Raw genomic sequence first — 14644 nt, 5'->3', positions numbered from 1 at the left:
TTTTCGAGCCCCGGCCGCGTGCTGGTGGGCACGGACGACGGTCGAATCGACCGAGACGAGCCACTCGACGTCACCAGCCGCGTCGGCTTTCGCCTGGGCGGCTCGGAGCATCCGGTCGAACGTTCCGTCCACCGCCCACCTGCGGAAACGGGTATGGAGCGTGGCCCACGGCCCGTAACGCTCGGGCACATCCCGCCAGGCGACACCGGTGCGAAACTTCCACACGATCCCGTTCAGGACCCTGCGGTCGTCCAGCCGCTTCCGCCCCCGCAACGACTCGGGCAGCAACGGCCGGACGAACTCCCACTCGGCATCCGACAGTTCATGACGACGTATCACGCCACCATGATCCACCAGGCAAGATCATTTGAAGACACTGCCTAGCGCGGCCGCGCCGACGCGTCCGGCCGCAGCGAGCCCGGCTTCGCCGCGGGGACGGCCCTGCCGTCCGTGCCGACCACCTTCCGCCCGTCCAGCGGCGCGTCCAGCCGTACGGTCTTGACGTACTCCTCGGCCATCAGCACACACACCTTGCCCGGCCACGGCCGCTCGGTGACCGAAACGGTCACCCGGCCGCCGCTCTCCCGCGCCGAGGTCTTGTAGTCGGCGCACACCCCGCCGTAGAAGCTCAGGTTCAGCGTCCGTCCGTCGGCCGTGTACGCGTTCACGTCGACGGTCCGGCCCTTGCCCGGCGCGGCCGGGGACGAGGGCGCCGAAGGGGTGGCGGCCGGGGGAGCGGACGGCGCGGCCAGGTACTCCGGGTCGACCGCCGGATACGTCACCGTGAACGCGTCGCCGGCCGCCGCCCCGCGGACCTCGAACAGCCAGGACGGCACCAGCGTCTGCCGCCCGCCGACCGACTGCGCGGCCAGCCCGAACACCGCCTTGTCGACCGTCACCGTGTGCGCCGCCGGCTTCGGTGTCCCCGTGGCCGCGCCGCACGGCTGCTCCAGCCGGTCCTTCAGCGGCACCGGGCTCGCGCAACCGCCGATCCCCATCCGGTGACCGCCCTTCGCCTCCCCGTTCAGCAGCTCCAGCGTCTTCCCGGCACCCAGCACGGGGTACGTGTCGCCCTTCGCCGGCGTGCTCAGCATCCCGTGCCCGCCGACCAGCTCGCCCTTGCGGCCGACGGTCAGACCCGTCGTCCAGCCGTACGTGGGCAGCCCGCCGACCACCGGATCGGCGTTGACCACCCGCTGGGCGCCCATCACCCGGCTCGCGTCGGTCTTGGCGTCGTCCAGACCCGCAGCCTTCAGCACCGGTGCCGCCGCCCGCTCCGCCTCGGCCGCGCTCACCGGGGCGCCGGCCGGGGCACCCGGGTCCTGCGTGCAGACCGTCACCTTGCGGCAGTTGTCGGTGCCGGGCGCGTACCGGCTGTAGTTCCAGCTGCCCGGCGCGTCCCGGTTCACCGTCAGGGTCGGTCCCGAGCCGTCCTGGCCGCCGATCCGCCAGATCCGGCCCTCGGCCACCGGCGTCCCGTCGACCCCGAGCGCCCGCGCGAGCCGCGCCACCTGCTCCCGGCCGACCTCGGCCCCCGGCTCGTACACCGCGGCCGAGCCGGGCCCGTCGGGCAGCGGGCCCCGCGCCGTGTACCGGGCGCCGTACGGATCCGGCTCGCCCGGCGCGATACCGCCGGTGCCGTTCCCGGCCCAGCCGTCCAGCGCGAGCGGCGGGGGAGTGCCGCCCCCGTCCGATCCGGCCGTGCCGTCCCTGCCGCCGCTCCCCGTGCCGCCGTGCGCGGCGAGCAGCGCCCCGCCGCCGCCGACCAGCAGCACGGCCGCCGCGGCGACGGACACCACCGCCGCCGTGGACCGCCACCTCGGCCGGGGCGCCCGTTCCTCGTCCGCCCCGTCCCGGTCCGCCGTCGCCGGCGAGTCCGCGGGGGCCGGCCGCGCGGTCTCCCGTGTCCCCTCGGCCGCCTGTTCCTGGCGGGCCCCGGACGCCTCGGGGACGGGTTCGGCCGCACGCTCTTCGGATGCTCCGGGAACCTCCGCGTTCCCGGAGTTCTCAGGCCGCTCGGTGTTCACCGCATCGCTCCTCGCTCGGTAAGCCGTGTCCCCTGCGCGGGGGACGGCGGTGGGACGCGGGAGGGGAGCGTGCGGTTCCCTGGCGCGCGCCCGGGGGGCGCGCGCCAGGTGTCACGTCCCGCGGGTCAGTCGCCGTAGTCCGACATCGCGTCCAGCAGCCGGGCGGAGCGGGCCGGCACGGTCACGCCGTGGATGCGGGACGGCGGCACCGGCCGGGACTCGGCGTGCCGGGGAACCGTCCAGTGCGGAGCCATCCGGGCACAGTCGCCGCGCAGCGCGGCGAGATCGCCCTCCAGGTCGGCCGGAGCGGTGGGGTTGACCTTGAGGTTCGTCATAGCGGCACCGTAGGCATGGAGTGCCTCGCGAAGAAAGATCTACTATCGGGTAGTTTTGCCAACTTCTACGGTCCGCCCCGAGCGGGTAGCGTGAACTGTCAATCCCGCCGACCGCAGGAGAATGTCCGTCGTGCGCATCGCAGTCACCGGCTCCATCGCCACCGACCACCTCATGACCTTCCCCGGCCGTTTCGCCGACCAGTTCGTCGCGGACCAGCTGCACACGGTCTCGCTCTCCTTCCTGGTCGACAACCTGGACGTCCGCAGGGGCGGCGTCGGCGCGAACATCGCCTTCGGCATGGGGCAGCTCGGGACCCAGCCCATCCTGGTCGGGGCCGCGGGCTTCGACTTCGACGACTACCGCGCCTGGCTCGACCGCCACGGCGTGGACACCGAATCGGTCCGCATCTCCGAGACCCTGCACACCGCGCGGTTCGTGTGCACCACGGACGCGGACCACAACCAGATCGGCTCGTTCTACACCGGCGCGATGAGCGAGGCCCGCCTCATCGAGCTGAAGACGGTCGCCGACCGCGTCGGCGGCCTCGACCTGGTCCTGATCGGCGCCGACGACCCGGAGGGCATGCTCCGCCACACGGAGGAGTGCCGCTCCCGGAACATCCCCTTCGCCGCCGACTTCTCCCAGCAGATCGCCCGGATGGAGGGCGAGGAGATCCGGATACTGCTGGACGGCGCGACCTACCTCTTCTCCAACGAGTACGAGAAGGGGCTCATCGAGTCCAAGACGGGCTGGAGCGACGCCGAGATCCTCTCCAAGGTCGGCCACCGCGTCACCACGCTCGGCTCCCGGGGCGTGCGCATCGAGCGCTCCGGCGAGGACCCGATCGAGGTCGGCTGCGCCGAGGAGGAGTGCAAGGCCGACCCCACGGGCGTCGGCGACGCCTTCCGCGCCGGGTTCCTCTCGGGCCTGTCCTGGGGGGTCTCGCTGGAGCGCGCGGCCCAGGTGGGCTGCATGCTGGCCACGCTCGTCATCGAGACGGTCGGCACGCAGGAGTACCAGCTGCGCCGGGGCCACTTCATGGAGCGGTTCACCAAGGCCTACGGGCAAGAGGCCGCCGACGAGGTCCGCGCCCACCTGAGCTGAGGCGGGCCCCCGGGCACGGGCGCGCGGGAGCCGGCCGGTTCCCCGCGCCCTTCCGGGACGCTCAGCTGACCCGGCGCACCAGATACGCCGTACCCCGCTGCGCCGGCTCCTCCCCGACGTACTCCTGCCCGCGCATCTCGCACCACGCCGGGATGTCGAGGCGGGCCGCCTCGTCGTCCGACAGGACGCGGACGGTCCCGCCCACCGGCACCCGCCCGAACACCTTCGCCAGCTCGATGACCGGGATCGGGCACCGCTTGCCGAGCGAGTCGACGACCAGCTCCTCGGCCCGCACGACCGTCGCGGGCACCGGCGCCCCCAGCTTCTCCCGCACCCCCGCCACGGCCTCCGGCAGCACCGCGAGGAAGCGCTCCACGTCCTCCTCGGCCGCTCCCGCCGGCAGGGACACCCGTACGTTCCCCTCGGTCAGCACCCCCATCGCCTTCAGCACATGGCTGGGCGTCAGCGTGCTGCTCGTGCAGGAGGAGCCGGAGGAGACGGAGAAGCCCGCCCGGTCCAGCTCGTGCAGCAGCGCCTCGCCGTCGACGTAGAGGCAGGAGAAGGTGACGATCCCGGGCAGCCGGCGCTCGGGGTCGCCGACCACCTCCACGTCCGCCACCAGCTCCGGCACCCGCGCCCGGATCCGCTCCGTCAGTTCCCGCAGCCGTACCGCCTCCTGGGCCGCCTCGGCCCGTACCGCGCGCAGCGAGGCCACGGCCGCCACGACGGCCGGGATGTTCTCGAAACCGGGTGCCCGCCCCGACTCCCGCTCGTCCACCGGCCCTTGGGCGGCGAACCGCACCCCCTTGCGGACGGCGAGCAGCCCCACCCCGGACGGCCCGCCCCACTTGTGCGCGCTGGCCGCCAGCAGCGACCAGCCGCCTTCGACCGGCCCCCAGCCCAGCGACTGGGCCGCGTCCACCAGCAGCGGCACCCCGGCGGCCCGGCACACCTCGGCCACCTCGGCCACCGGCTGCACGGTGCCCACCTCGTGATTGGCCGACTGCAGGCAGGCCAGCGCGGTGTCCGGGCGGAGCGCGGCGGCCCAGGCCGCCGGGTCCACGGCTCCGGTCCGGTCCACGGCCACCCGGGTGACGGTCCCGCCCCCGGCCTCGCACACCTCCGCCGAATGGAGTACGGAGGAGTGTTCGACGGCGGACACGATCAGGTGGCTTCCGACCCGGCGCCGGCCGGCCAACGCCCCCGCGATCCCGGTGTGCAGGGCCCGGGTGCCGGACGGGGTGAACACCACCTCGTCGGCCCGGCAGCCGACCGCGTCGGCCGCCGCCTCCCGCGCGGCGTCCAGCAGCAACCGCGCCTTGCGTCCCTCCCGGTAGAGCCGCGCGGGGTCGGCCCAGCCCTCGTCGAGGGAGGCCAGCAGCGCCTGGCGGGCCACGGGGTGCAGAGGGGCGGCGGACGCAGCGTCAAAGTAGGACACACAGCCACGTTAGAGCGTGCCGGGAAGCGGCCGGCCGCAGGGGCGCGGGCGGTGCCGGCGAAGGGCCCCGCCGCGTGGGCGCGGCAAACCACAACGCGGGCGGACCCGCACGTCAAACCGCCATAACCCGAGCTATTGGGCGCCCATCCGCACCCCAACAGAGTGACAGGCGACGCGTATGCCCCCCTCCCCGCGAACCCTCGGAGAGCGTCGGCTAGGGTTTGGTCCGCATAAACATCCAAACCCCTGCCCGACGCAGGGCGGCGACCGACCAGCGAGAAGGCCGCAGCCGACCGCGCGGGCGAGACTCTCGGGAAGGCGCTACGTGAGTCCCAACGGCTCCGACCGCTCGCCGCGGCGCCCGATGCGGCGGAAGCTGCTGCAGGCACTGACCGCGGGCCTGGTCCTGGCGACCGCTACCGGTTGCACATACAAGGACTTCCCCCGCCTTGGCATGCCCACCCCGACCACGGAAGAGGCTCCGCGGATCCTCTCCCTGTGGCAGGGCTCCTGGGCTGCCGCGCTCGCCGTCGGCGTGCTGGTGTGGGGCCTGATCCTGTGGAGCGCCATGTTCCACCGGCGCAGCCGCACCAAGGTCGAGGTACCTCCGCAGACCCGGTACAACATGCCGATCGAGGCGCTGTACACGGTGGTCCCGATCATCATCATCTCGGTGCTCTTCTACTTCACGGCCCGGGACGAGTCGAAGCTCCTGGACACCTCCAAGAAGCCCGACCTCACGGTCAACGTGGTCGGCTTCCAGTGGAGCTGGGGCTTCAACTACGTCGAGAGCGTCCCCGGTTCCGCCGGCGATGCCAAGACCGACAAGAACCTGGACGCCATTCCGGACCGGTTCAAGAAGGAGTTCCCGGCGAACGCCGGCGGCGTCTACGACGTCGGCACGCCCGGTACGCGGAACCCGCAGACCGGCAACCCGGGTCCGACCCTCTGGCTTCCCAAGGGCAAGACGGTCCGCTTCGTCCTGACCTCGCGTGACGTCATCCACTCCTTCTGGGTGGTGCCGTTCCTCATGAAGCAGGACGTCATCCCGGGCCACACCAACGCCTTCCAGGTGACCCCCAACAAGGAGGGCACCTTCCTCGGCAAGTGCGCTGAGCTCTGCGGCGTCGACCACTCCCGGATGCTGTTCAACGTGAAGGTCGTCTCCCCCGAGCGCTACGAGCAGCACCTCAAGGACCTCGCCAAGAAGGGGCAGACCGGTTACATTCCCGCCGGCATCGCGCAGACGAGCCACGAGAAGAACCGGGAGACGAACAACCTGTGAGCATCCTCAACGAACCCCAGGGTGCCGCGGCAGCTGAGGACTCGTACGAGAACGAGCTGCCGGTCAGGCGCAAGCAGCCCGGCAATGTCGTGGTGAAGTGGCTGACGACCACCGACCACAAGACGATCGGCACGCTGTATCTGGTCACCTCGTTCGCGTTCTTCCTGATCGGCGGCGTGATGGCGCTGCTGATGCGCGCCGAGCTGGCCCGTCCGGGCCTGCAGATCATGTCGAACGAGCAGTTCAACCAGGCGTTCACGATGCACGGCACGATCATGCTGCTGATGTTCGCGACGCCGCTGTTCGCCGGTTTCACCAACTGGATCATGCCGCTGCAGATCGGTGCTCCCGATGTGGCGTTCCCGCGGCTGAACATGTTCGCCTACTGGCTGTACCTGTTCGGCTCGACGATCGCGGTGGGCGGCTTCCTCACCCCGCAGGGTGCGGCCGACTTCGGCTGGTTCGCCTACTCCCCGCTCTCGGACGCGGTCCGCAGCCCGGGCATCGGCGCCGACATGTGGATCATGGGTCTGGCCTTCTCCGGCTTCGGCACCATCCTCGGCGCGGTCAACTTCATCACCACGATCATCTGCATGCGCGCGCCCGGCATGACCATGTTCCGCATGCCGATCTTCGTGTGGAACGTGCTGCTGACCGCCGTGCTGGTCCTGCTCGCCTTCCCGGTCCTGGCCGCCGCGCTGTTCGCCCTGGAGGCGGACCGAAAATTCGGCGCCCATGTGTTCGACGCGGCGAACGGCGGAGCCCTGCTGTGGCAACACCTCTTCTGGTTCTTCGGCCATCCAGAGGTGTACATCATCGCCCTGCCGTTCTTCGGCATCATCTCCGAGGTCATCCCGGTCTTCTCGCGCAAGCCGATGTTCGGCTACATGGGTCTGATCGCGGCCACCATCGCGATCGCCGGTCTGTCCGTGACGGTGTGGGCCCACCACATGTACGTCACCGGTGGTGTACTGCTGCCGTTCTTCTCCTTCATGACCTTCCTGATCGCGGTACCGACCGGTGTGAAGTTCTTCAACTGGATCGGCACGATGTGGAAGGGCTCGCTGTCCTTCGAGACACCGATGCTGTGGGCGGTGGGCTTCCTCATCACCTTCACCTTCGGTGGTCTGACGGGTGTCATCCTCGCCTCGCCGCCGATGGACTTCCACGTCTCCGACTCCTACTTCGTGGTGGCGCACTTCCACTACGTGGTGTTCGGTACGGTCGTCTTCGCGATGTTCTCCGGCTTCCACTTCTGGTGGCCGAAGATGACGGGCAAGATGCTGGACGAGCGGCTCGGCAAGATCACCTTCTGGACGCTGTTCATCGGCTTCCACGGCACCTTCCTGGTCCAGCACTGGCTGGGCGCCGAGGGCATGCCGCGGCGTTACGCGGACTACCTCGCGGCCGACGGCTTCACCGCCCTGAACACGATCTCGACCATCAGCTCGTTCCTGCTCGGCCTGTCGATCCTGCCGTTCCTCTACAACGTGTGGAAGACGGCCAAGTACGGCAAGCCGGTCGGCGTGGACGACCCGTGGGGCTACGGCCGTTCGCTGGAGTGGGCGACCTCCTGCCCGCCCCCGCGGCACAACTTCCTCACCCTGCCGCGGATCCGCAGCGAATCCCCGGCGTTCGACCTGCACCACCCTGAGATCGCCGCGCTCGAGCAGCTGGAGCACGCCGGTCACGGCACCGCCGTCGCGGGCAGCAAGGAGGCCGGCAAGTGAAGATCCAGGGTCGGATGTTCATCTGGCTGAGCGTCTTCATCCTGATCATGGCCATCGTGTATGGCGTGTGGTCGAAGGAGCCGGCCGGCACCACCGCGCTCTTCCTGGCCTTCGGCCTGAGCGTCATGATCGGCTTCTACCTGGGCTTCACCGCCCGGCGGGTCGACGCGGGCGCCCAGGACGACAAGGAGGCGGACGTCGCGGACGACGCGGGCGAGCTGGGCTTCTTCAGCCCGCACAGCTGGCAGCCGCTCATGCTGGGCTTCGGCGGCGCGGTCGCCTTCCTCAGCATCGCGGTCGGCTGGTGGCTGATCTACTTCTCCGCGCCGTTCATCGTGATCGGCCTGTTCGGCTGGGTGTTCGAGTACTACCACGGTGAGAACCGCACCCAGTAGGACGCACCGGACACACCGGGAGCCCGGACCTTCCTGACGGAGGGTCCGGGCTCCCGGCGTTTCCGCCGGCACCCCCGGGTCCTGCCTTTGCCGGAATGTCGTTCCCTCGTACGAGTTACCTGCCGCGCCAGTAGGCTCGTCACCTCATAGCGTGATCATATGAACCACACTCCGCGGACCCGCACCGTCGTCAGCTGCGCCCTGCTGGTGACCGCCCTCGGCGCGGGCGTCACCGCTTGCGGTTCGGACGGCGACCCCCTGTCGGCCAGGCCGTACGACGCGGCGGACCAGATCTCCTTCAGCGGCCCCACCGAGGCGGGGAAGCGGGCCGATCCGGACAAGCCCCTGGAGATCACCGCCGAGAGCGGTGACGGGCGCATCACGGATGTCACCGCCCAGGACGCCACAGGGCGCTTCGTGGCGGGCGAACTCGCCGCCGACGGCAGCCGCTGGCACAGCACCGCCCCGCTGGCCGCCAACGCCCACTACACGGTCACGGTGAGCACCGAGGACGACGACGGCGCACCCGGCCGCAAGACCCTCACGTTCGACACCAGCCAGCCCGCCAGCAAGAAGCGCCTGCAGGTCACCTTCGGGCCGAAGACGGGCACCTACGGCGTCGGGCAGCCCATCACCGCCCAACTCGACCAGGCCGTCAAGGACAAGGCCCAGCGCGCCGTCGTGGAGCGGGCGCTGCGCGTCGACTCCGTGCCGGCCGTGCAGGGCTCCTGGTACTGGGTCAGCGACAAGGAACTCCACTACCGCCCCAAGGAGTACTGGCCCAGCCACGCGGTCGTCCGGGTGCACAGCAACCTCGACGGCGTCAGGATCAGCGACCGGCTGTGGGGCGGGGCGTCCGCACCGCTGACGATCACCACGGGCGACCGGGTCGAGGTCGTCACGGACGCGTCCACGCACCAGCTCACGTACTACCGCAACGGCGAGCAGATCGAGCAGATCCCCGTCACCACGGGCAAGGCCGGGTTCGAGACCCGCAACGGCGTCAAGGTCGTCCTGGAGAAGCAGTACTTCGTACGGATGCGCGGCAGCACCGTCGGCATCGCGGAGGGCACCTCCGACTCCTACGACCTGCCGGTCTACTACGCCACCCGGGTCACCTGGTCCGGCGAGTACGTCCACGCCGCGCCCTGGTCCGTCGGCTCCCAGGGCTACGCGAACGTCAGCCACGGCTGCACCGGTATGAGCACGGGCAACGCCGAGTGGTTCTACGACAACATCCGCGAGGGTGACATCGTCAAGGTCGTCAACTCCGCCGGCGACCCCATGGAGCCCTTCGGCAACGGCTTCGGCGACTGGAACGTCGACTGGAAGAAGTGGCGCACGGGCAGCGCCCTGGTCAACGGCACACCGGACGGACCGGCACCGGGAGACGCCGTACGCCTCCAGCCGACGGCGGTGTAGATGAACGGGCGCGGGGGACCGCGCGGCGGGCCACGACGGGCCGTCAGCCGCGCGCGGGCCCCGCGCCCGTGCCCGCTAGGCGCTCAGCAGCCTCTTCTGCCGCAGCAGGGAGGCGAGCGCGGCGGCGAACTCCACCGGGTCCACCGGCGCGGTCACGGCCGCGTCGGCGCGGCTCCAGGTGGCCAGCCAGGCGTCCTGCGGCCGGCCCATCACGAGGAGCACCGGCGGCGCCTGGAACACCTCGTCCTTGAGCTGCCGGCACAGCCCCATGCCGCCCATCGGCACGGCCTCGCCGTCCAGCACGCAGACGTCGATGCCTCCCTTGCCCAGCTCCCGCAGCACGGCCTCCGGAGTGGCGCACTCCAGGAACTCCACCAGGGGCACGTCAGGGGCGGGCCTGCGCCCGGCGGCCAGCCGTACTTGCTCGCGGGTGTTGGAGTCGTCGCTGTAGACCAGCACCGTGGCGGTCGGCTGCATTGTTCCTCCGGGACGTCAGCGTCGTACGGACAGGACGGACAGGGCCGTTTGGGCGGATGTTACTCCCATGAACACCACGTCAACACCGGTATGGCGGGTGGCAACACTCCGAACGGCACCCCCCGGAGTGAGCGCGAGATAAGCGACCGACATAATGTCGGTCGTGGCGACAGCAACGACAGTAGAAACAGGGCACGCGCACCCGTCGGTCAACAGGCCGAACCTCACCAGCGTCGGAACCATCATCTGGCTGAGTTCCGAGCTGATGTTCTTCGCGGCCCTCTTCGCGATGTACTTCACCCTCCGGTCGGTGACCGGACCGGATCACTGGAAGGAGATGGCGCACGCGCTCAACGTGCCCTTCTCCGCGACGAACACCACGATCCTGGTGCTCTCCTCCCTCACCTGCCAGCTCGGCGTGTTCGCGGCCGAACGCGGCGATGTGAAGAAGCTCCGTGGCTGGTTCATCCTGACCTTCATCATGGGTGCGATCTTCATCGGCGGTCAGATCTACGAGTACACGGAGCTGGTGAAGAAGGACGGCATCTCGCTGTCCTCCGACCCGTACGGCTCGGTGTTCTACCTGACCACCGGCTTCCACGGCCTGCACGTGACGGGCGGCCTCATCGCCTTCCTCCTGGTCCTCGGCCGTACGTACATGGCCAAGAGGTTCACCCACGAGCAGGCGACCGCCGCCATCGTCGTGTCCTACTACTGGCACTTCGTCGATGTCGTCTGGATCGGCCTTTTCGCCACGATCTACCTGATCAAGTAGCCGGGACCGCTCCCGCACATCCAGAAGCACCGACGCAGAAGATCCTGACACCGGGGTAATCCGTGAAAAAGCTCTCCGCACGACGACGCCATCCGCTGGCGGCGGTCGTCGTCCTACTCCTCGCGCTGGCGGCCACTGGGGGGCTGTACGCCGCGTTCGCACCCGCGGGCAAGGCACAGGCCGATGAAACCTCCCAGTCCCTGACCATCAAGGAGGGCAAGAAGCTCTACGAGGTCGGCTGCGCCAGCTGCCACGGCACCGGTGGCCAGGGCTCCTCCGACGGCCCGAGCCTGGTGGGTGTCGGCGCCGCCGCGGTCGACTTCCAGGTGGCCACCGGGCGCATGCCGGCCGCCACCTCCCAGGGGCCGCAGGTCGTCAAGAAGAAGAACATCTACACGCAGGCCCAGATCGACCAGCTCGCCGCGTACGTCGCGTCGCTGGGCGCCGGCCCGAGCGTGCCCACCAAGGAGCAGTACGGCCCTGAGGGTGCGGACATCGCCAAGGGTGGCGAGCTGTTCCGTACCAACTGCGCGCAGTGCCACAACTTCACCGGCAAGGGCGGTGCCCTGACCAAGGGCAAGTTCGCTCCGACCCTGGAAGGTGTCGCTCCCAAGCACATCTACGAGGCCATGCAGACGGGCCCGCAGAACATGCCGTCCTTCCCCGACACCACGATGTCGGAGAAGAACAAGAAGGACATCATCGCGTACCTGAACGCGGTCGACGGCAGCAAGACGGAGAACCCCGGCGGTCTGGAGCTGGGCGGCCTCGGGCCGGTCAGCGAGGGTCTGTTCGCCTGGATCTTCGGCCTCGGCGCGCTGATCGCGGTCGCCGTCTGGGTCGCCGCTCGGACCGCAAAGGCCAAGAAGTCATGAGTAGCCAAGACATTCCAGAAGAGAACCTGCCCGCTGCGCAGGACCACGCACACGGTGCGGTGACGGTCGCGGACGAGGAGAACCCCTTCGCCGACCCGGGGCTGCCCCCGCACGAGCACCGGATCCAGGACATCGACGAGCGGGCCGCCAAGCGGTCCGAGCGCGCGGTCGCCCTGCTGTTCACGGTGTCGATGCTGGCCACCATCGGCTTCATCGTCTCGTACCTGGTCATCCCGAACGACAAGTCGATCTTCGTCTTCCCGATCGGGCACATCAGCGCGATGAACTTCGCGCTGGGTCTGACCCTCGGCGTGGCGCTGTTCTGCATCGGCGCGGGCGCGGTCCACTGGGCCCGCACTCTGATGTCCGACGAAGAGGTCGCCGCCGAGCGTCACCCGATCGCGGCCTCTCCCGAGGTCCGGGCGAAGGTCCACGCGGACTTCAAGCAGGGCGCCAAGGAGTCGGCGCTCGGCCGCCGCAAGCTGATCCGCAACACCATGTTCGGCGCGCTGGCCCTGGTGCCGCTCTCCGGCGTCATGCTGCTCGGCGGTCTCGGCCCGGCTCCGGGCACCAAGCTCCGCCACACCCTGTGGGCCAAGGGCAAGCGCCTGGTCAACATGAACACGAACGAGCCGCTGCGTCCCGAGGACGTCGCCGTCGGTTCGCTCACCTTCGCCATGCCCGACGGGCTGGAGGAGCACGACGAGGACTTCCAGAACGAGATCGCCAAGGCGGCCCTGATGATCGTCCGGCTCCAGCCGGCCAACATCAAGGACAAGCGCGAGCTCGACTGGTCGCACGAGGGCATCGTCGCCTTCTCGAAGATCTGCACCCACGTGGGTTGCCCGATCTCGCTGTACGAGCAGCAGACGCACCACGTCCTGTGCCCGTGCCACCAGTCCACCTTCGACCTCTCCGACGGTGCCCGAGTGATCTTCGGCCCCGCCGGCCACGCCCTGCCGCAGCTGCGCATCGGTGTGGACAGTGAGGGTTACCTCCAGGCGCTCGGCGACTTCGAGGAGCCCGTCGGTCCTGCATTCTGGGAGCGCGGATGAGTACTGCAGAGAACACGAATTCATCCGCCGCTGACGCGGCGGGCCGCTCTCGCGGAAAGGCCCCGGCCGGCGAGCGCGTCGCCGACTGGGCGGACGGCCGGCTCGGGATCTACTCCCTGGCCAAGGCCAACATGCGCAAGATCTTCCCCGACCACTGGTCGTTCATGTTGGGCGAAGTGTGCATGTACAGCTTCATCATCATCATCCTGACGGGTGTGTATCTGACGCTGTTCTTCCACCCGTCGATGAACGAGGTGGAGTACCACGGCAGCTACGTCCCGCTCCAGGGACAGCTGATGTCCGAGGCGTTCAGCTCGACCCTGCACATCTCCTTCGACGTGCGCGGTGGTCTGCTCATCCGGCAGATCCACCACTGGGCCGCGCTGATCTTCCTCGCCGGCATGTTCGTGCACATGATGCGCGTGTTCTTCACCGGCGCGTTCCGCAAGCCGCGTGAGATCAACTGGCTGTTCGGCTTCCTGCTGTTCGTCCTCGGCATGTTCACCGGTTTCACCGGTTACTCGCTCCCGGACGACCTGCTCTCCGGCACCGGTGTCCGCTTCACCGAGGGCGCGATCCTGTCCGTGCCGATCGTCGGAACGTACATCTCGATGTTCCTCTTCGGCGGCGAGTTCCCCGGCCACGACTTCGTCGCCCGGTTCTACTCGATCCACATCCTGCTGCTGCCGGGCATCATGCTCGGCCTGATGGTGGCGCACCTGATCCTGGTCTTCTACCACAAGCACACGCAGTTCGCGGGTCCCGGAAAGACCGAGAAGAACGTCGTCGGCATGCCGCTGCTGCCGGTGTACATGGCCAAGGCCGGAGGCTTCTTCTTCCTGGTCTTCGGTGTCATCGCGGTCATCGCCGCGGTCGCGCAGATCAACCCGATCTGGGCCATGGGCCCCTACCGTCCGGACCAGGTGTCGACCGGCGCCCAGCCCGACTGGTACATGGGCTTCGCCGAGGGTCTGGTCCGCTACATGCCGGGCTGGGAGATCAACTTCTGGGGTCACACGCTCGTCCTGGGCGTGTTCATCCCGCTGGTGCTCTTCGGTCTCGTCCTGATGGCGATCGCGCTCTACCCGTTCATCGAGTCCTGGGTCACCGGCGACAAGAGCGAGCACCACATCCTGGACCGCCCGCGCAACGCGCCGACCCGTACCGGCTTCGGTGTGGCCTGGGTGACGGTCTACATGATCGGCCTGATCGGCGGTGGCAACGACCTCATCGCCACCCACTTCCATCTGTCGATCAACGACGTCACCTGGTTCGTCCGGATTTTCTTCTTCGCCGGACCGGTCATCGCGTTCATCGTCACCAAGCGGATCTGCCTGGGCCTGCAGCGCCGCGACCGCGAGAAGGTGCTGCACGGTCGCGAGACCGGCATCATCAAGCGGCTGCCGCACGGTGAGTTCATCGAGATCCACGAGCCGCTCAGCCAGGAGCAGCTGCACACCCTCACCTCGCACCACCAGTACGAGCCGGCCGCGATCGGCGCGACGGTGGACGAGAACGGTGTGGAGCGCAAGGTTCCGGCGTCCGAGAAGCTGCGCGCCAAGCTCAGCGATGCCTACTACGGCGAGGACAGCCAGATCCCCAAGCCGACCGTCGAGGAGTACAAGGAGATCACGAGCGGCCACGGCCACCACTGATCACCGCGTCGCCACGCCACGCGGAGGGCCCCGTCCGGGTTGCGGACGGGGCCCTTCGCCGTGTCACCGG

14 protein-coding genes are annotated in these 14644 nt (G+C 69.4%); 9 read left to right on the top strand and 5 right to left on the bottom strand.

All coding sequences use genetic code 11. From position 1 onward, the window contains the following. The 3 genes from ACF073_RS31145 to ACF073_RS31135 form a co-directional block, all read right to left on the bottom strand. The coding region (locus tag ACF073_RS31145) for an IS5 family transposase (RefSeq protein ID WP_392074751.1) at positions 1-339 on the bottom strand (339 nt) is incomplete at its 3' end. Between the two features lie 41 nt (positions 340-380). Then, the gene (locus ACF073_RS31140; RefSeq protein WP_392074750.1) at positions 381-2027 is read right to left on the bottom strand and encodes a hypothetical protein; all 1647 of its coding nucleotides are present in this window, start codon (positions 2025-2027) and stop codon (positions 381-383) included. Positions 2028-2152: 125 nt separating this feature from the next. Further along, on the bottom strand, positions 2153-2362 hold the full coding sequence (locus ACF073_RS31135; RefSeq protein ID WP_392074749.1) for a hypothetical protein: 210 nt from the start codon (positions 2360-2362) through the stop codon (positions 2153-2155). A gap of 130 nt (positions 2363-2492) precedes the next feature. Here ACF073_RS31135 and ACF073_RS31130 point away from each other — a divergent pair, with 130 nt between their 5' ends. Then, positions 2493-3467 (top strand): carbohydrate kinase family protein, encoded by a 975-nt coding sequence (locus ACF073_RS31130; RefSeq protein ID WP_392074748.1) that lies wholly within the window; start codon positions 2493-2495, stop codon positions 3465-3467. 61 nt (positions 3468-3528) lie between these two features. Here ACF073_RS31130 and ACF073_RS31125 read toward each other — a convergent pair whose 3' ends face one another. Continuing rightward, positions 3529-4905 carry a cysteine desulfurase/sulfurtransferase TusA family protein gene (locus tag ACF073_RS31125; protein WP_392074747.1) on the bottom strand — a complete coding sequence of 459 codons (1377 nt, stop codon included), beginning with the start codon at positions 4903-4905 and terminating at the stop codon, positions 3529-3531. 325 nt (positions 4906-5230) lie between these two features. On the opposite strand from ACF073_RS31125, the gene coxB reads away from it, so the two are divergent. The 4 genes from coxB to ACF073_RS31105 all read left to right on the top strand — a co-directional run bounded on the left by coxB (position 5231) and on the right by ACF073_RS31105 (position 9737). Continuing rightward, on the top strand, positions 5231-6190 hold the full coding sequence (gene coxB, locus ACF073_RS31120) for a cytochrome c oxidase subunit II (protein WP_392074746.1): 960 nt from the start codon (positions 5231-5233) through the stop codon (positions 6188-6190). Then, positions 6187-7920, top strand: a complete 1734-nt coding sequence (gene ctaD, locus ACF073_RS31115; protein ID WP_392074745.1) for a cytochrome c oxidase subunit I — start codon at positions 6187-6189, stop codon at positions 7918-7920. The genes coxB and ctaD overlap by 4 nt, the downstream gene beginning before the upstream one ends. After that, on the top strand, positions 7917-8315 hold the full coding sequence (locus ACF073_RS31110) for a cytochrome c oxidase subunit 4 (protein WP_392074744.1): 399 nt from the start codon (positions 7917-7919) through the stop codon (positions 8313-8315). The genes ctaD and ACF073_RS31110 overlap by 4 nt, the downstream gene beginning before the upstream one ends. Before the next feature lie 159 nt (positions 8316-8474). After that, positions 8475-9737 (top strand): Ig-like domain-containing protein, encoded by a 1263-nt coding sequence (locus tag ACF073_RS31105; RefSeq protein WP_392074743.1) that lies wholly within the window; start codon positions 8475-8477, stop codon positions 9735-9737. Between the two features lie 75 nt (positions 9738-9812). On the opposite strand, the gene ACF073_RS31100 is transcribed toward ACF073_RS31105, so the two are convergent. Next, the gene (locus ACF073_RS31100) at positions 9813-10214 is read right to left on the bottom strand and encodes a two-component system response regulator (protein ID WP_392074742.1); all 402 of its coding nucleotides are present in this window, start codon (positions 10212-10214) and stop codon (positions 9813-9815) included. Positions 10215-10368: 154 nt separating this feature from the next. Between ACF073_RS31100 and ACF073_RS31095 the strand changes: the two genes are divergently transcribed. The 4 genes from ACF073_RS31095 to ACF073_RS31080 all read left to right on the top strand — a co-directional run bounded on the left by ACF073_RS31095 (position 10369) and on the right by ACF073_RS31080 (position 14574). Next, the gene (locus ACF073_RS31095) at positions 10369-10989 is read left to right on the top strand and encodes a heme-copper oxidase subunit III (RefSeq protein ID WP_030616646.1); all 621 of its coding nucleotides are present in this window, start codon (positions 10369-10371) and stop codon (positions 10987-10989) included. Positions 10990-11051: 62 nt separating this feature from the next. Beyond that, a complete protein-coding gene (locus ACF073_RS31090) occupies positions 11052-11864 on the top strand; it encodes a c-type cytochrome (protein ID WP_392074741.1) in 813 nt (270 codons plus the stop codon). Then, complete coding sequence (locus ACF073_RS31085) at positions 11861-12919, top strand: Rieske 2Fe-2S domain-containing protein (RefSeq protein WP_392074740.1); 1059 nt, start codon at positions 11861-11863, stop codon at positions 12917-12919. Before ACF073_RS31090 ends, ACF073_RS31085 begins: the two co-directional genes overlap by 4 nt. Further along, on the top strand, positions 12916-14574 hold the full coding sequence (locus ACF073_RS31080) for a cytochrome bc complex cytochrome b subunit (RefSeq protein WP_392074739.1): 1659 nt from the start codon (positions 12916-12918) through the stop codon (positions 14572-14574). The genes ACF073_RS31085 and ACF073_RS31080 overlap by 4 nt, the downstream gene beginning before the upstream one ends. Positions 14575-14644 lie beyond the last annotated feature (70 nt).

Source organism: Streptomyces sp. NPDC015171 (assembly GCF_043079545.1).
Taxonomy (GTDB): Bacteria; Actinomycetota; Actinomycetes; order Streptomycetales; family Streptomycetaceae; genus Streptomyces.
This window is presented reverse-complemented; position numbering and strand designations above follow the sequence as displayed.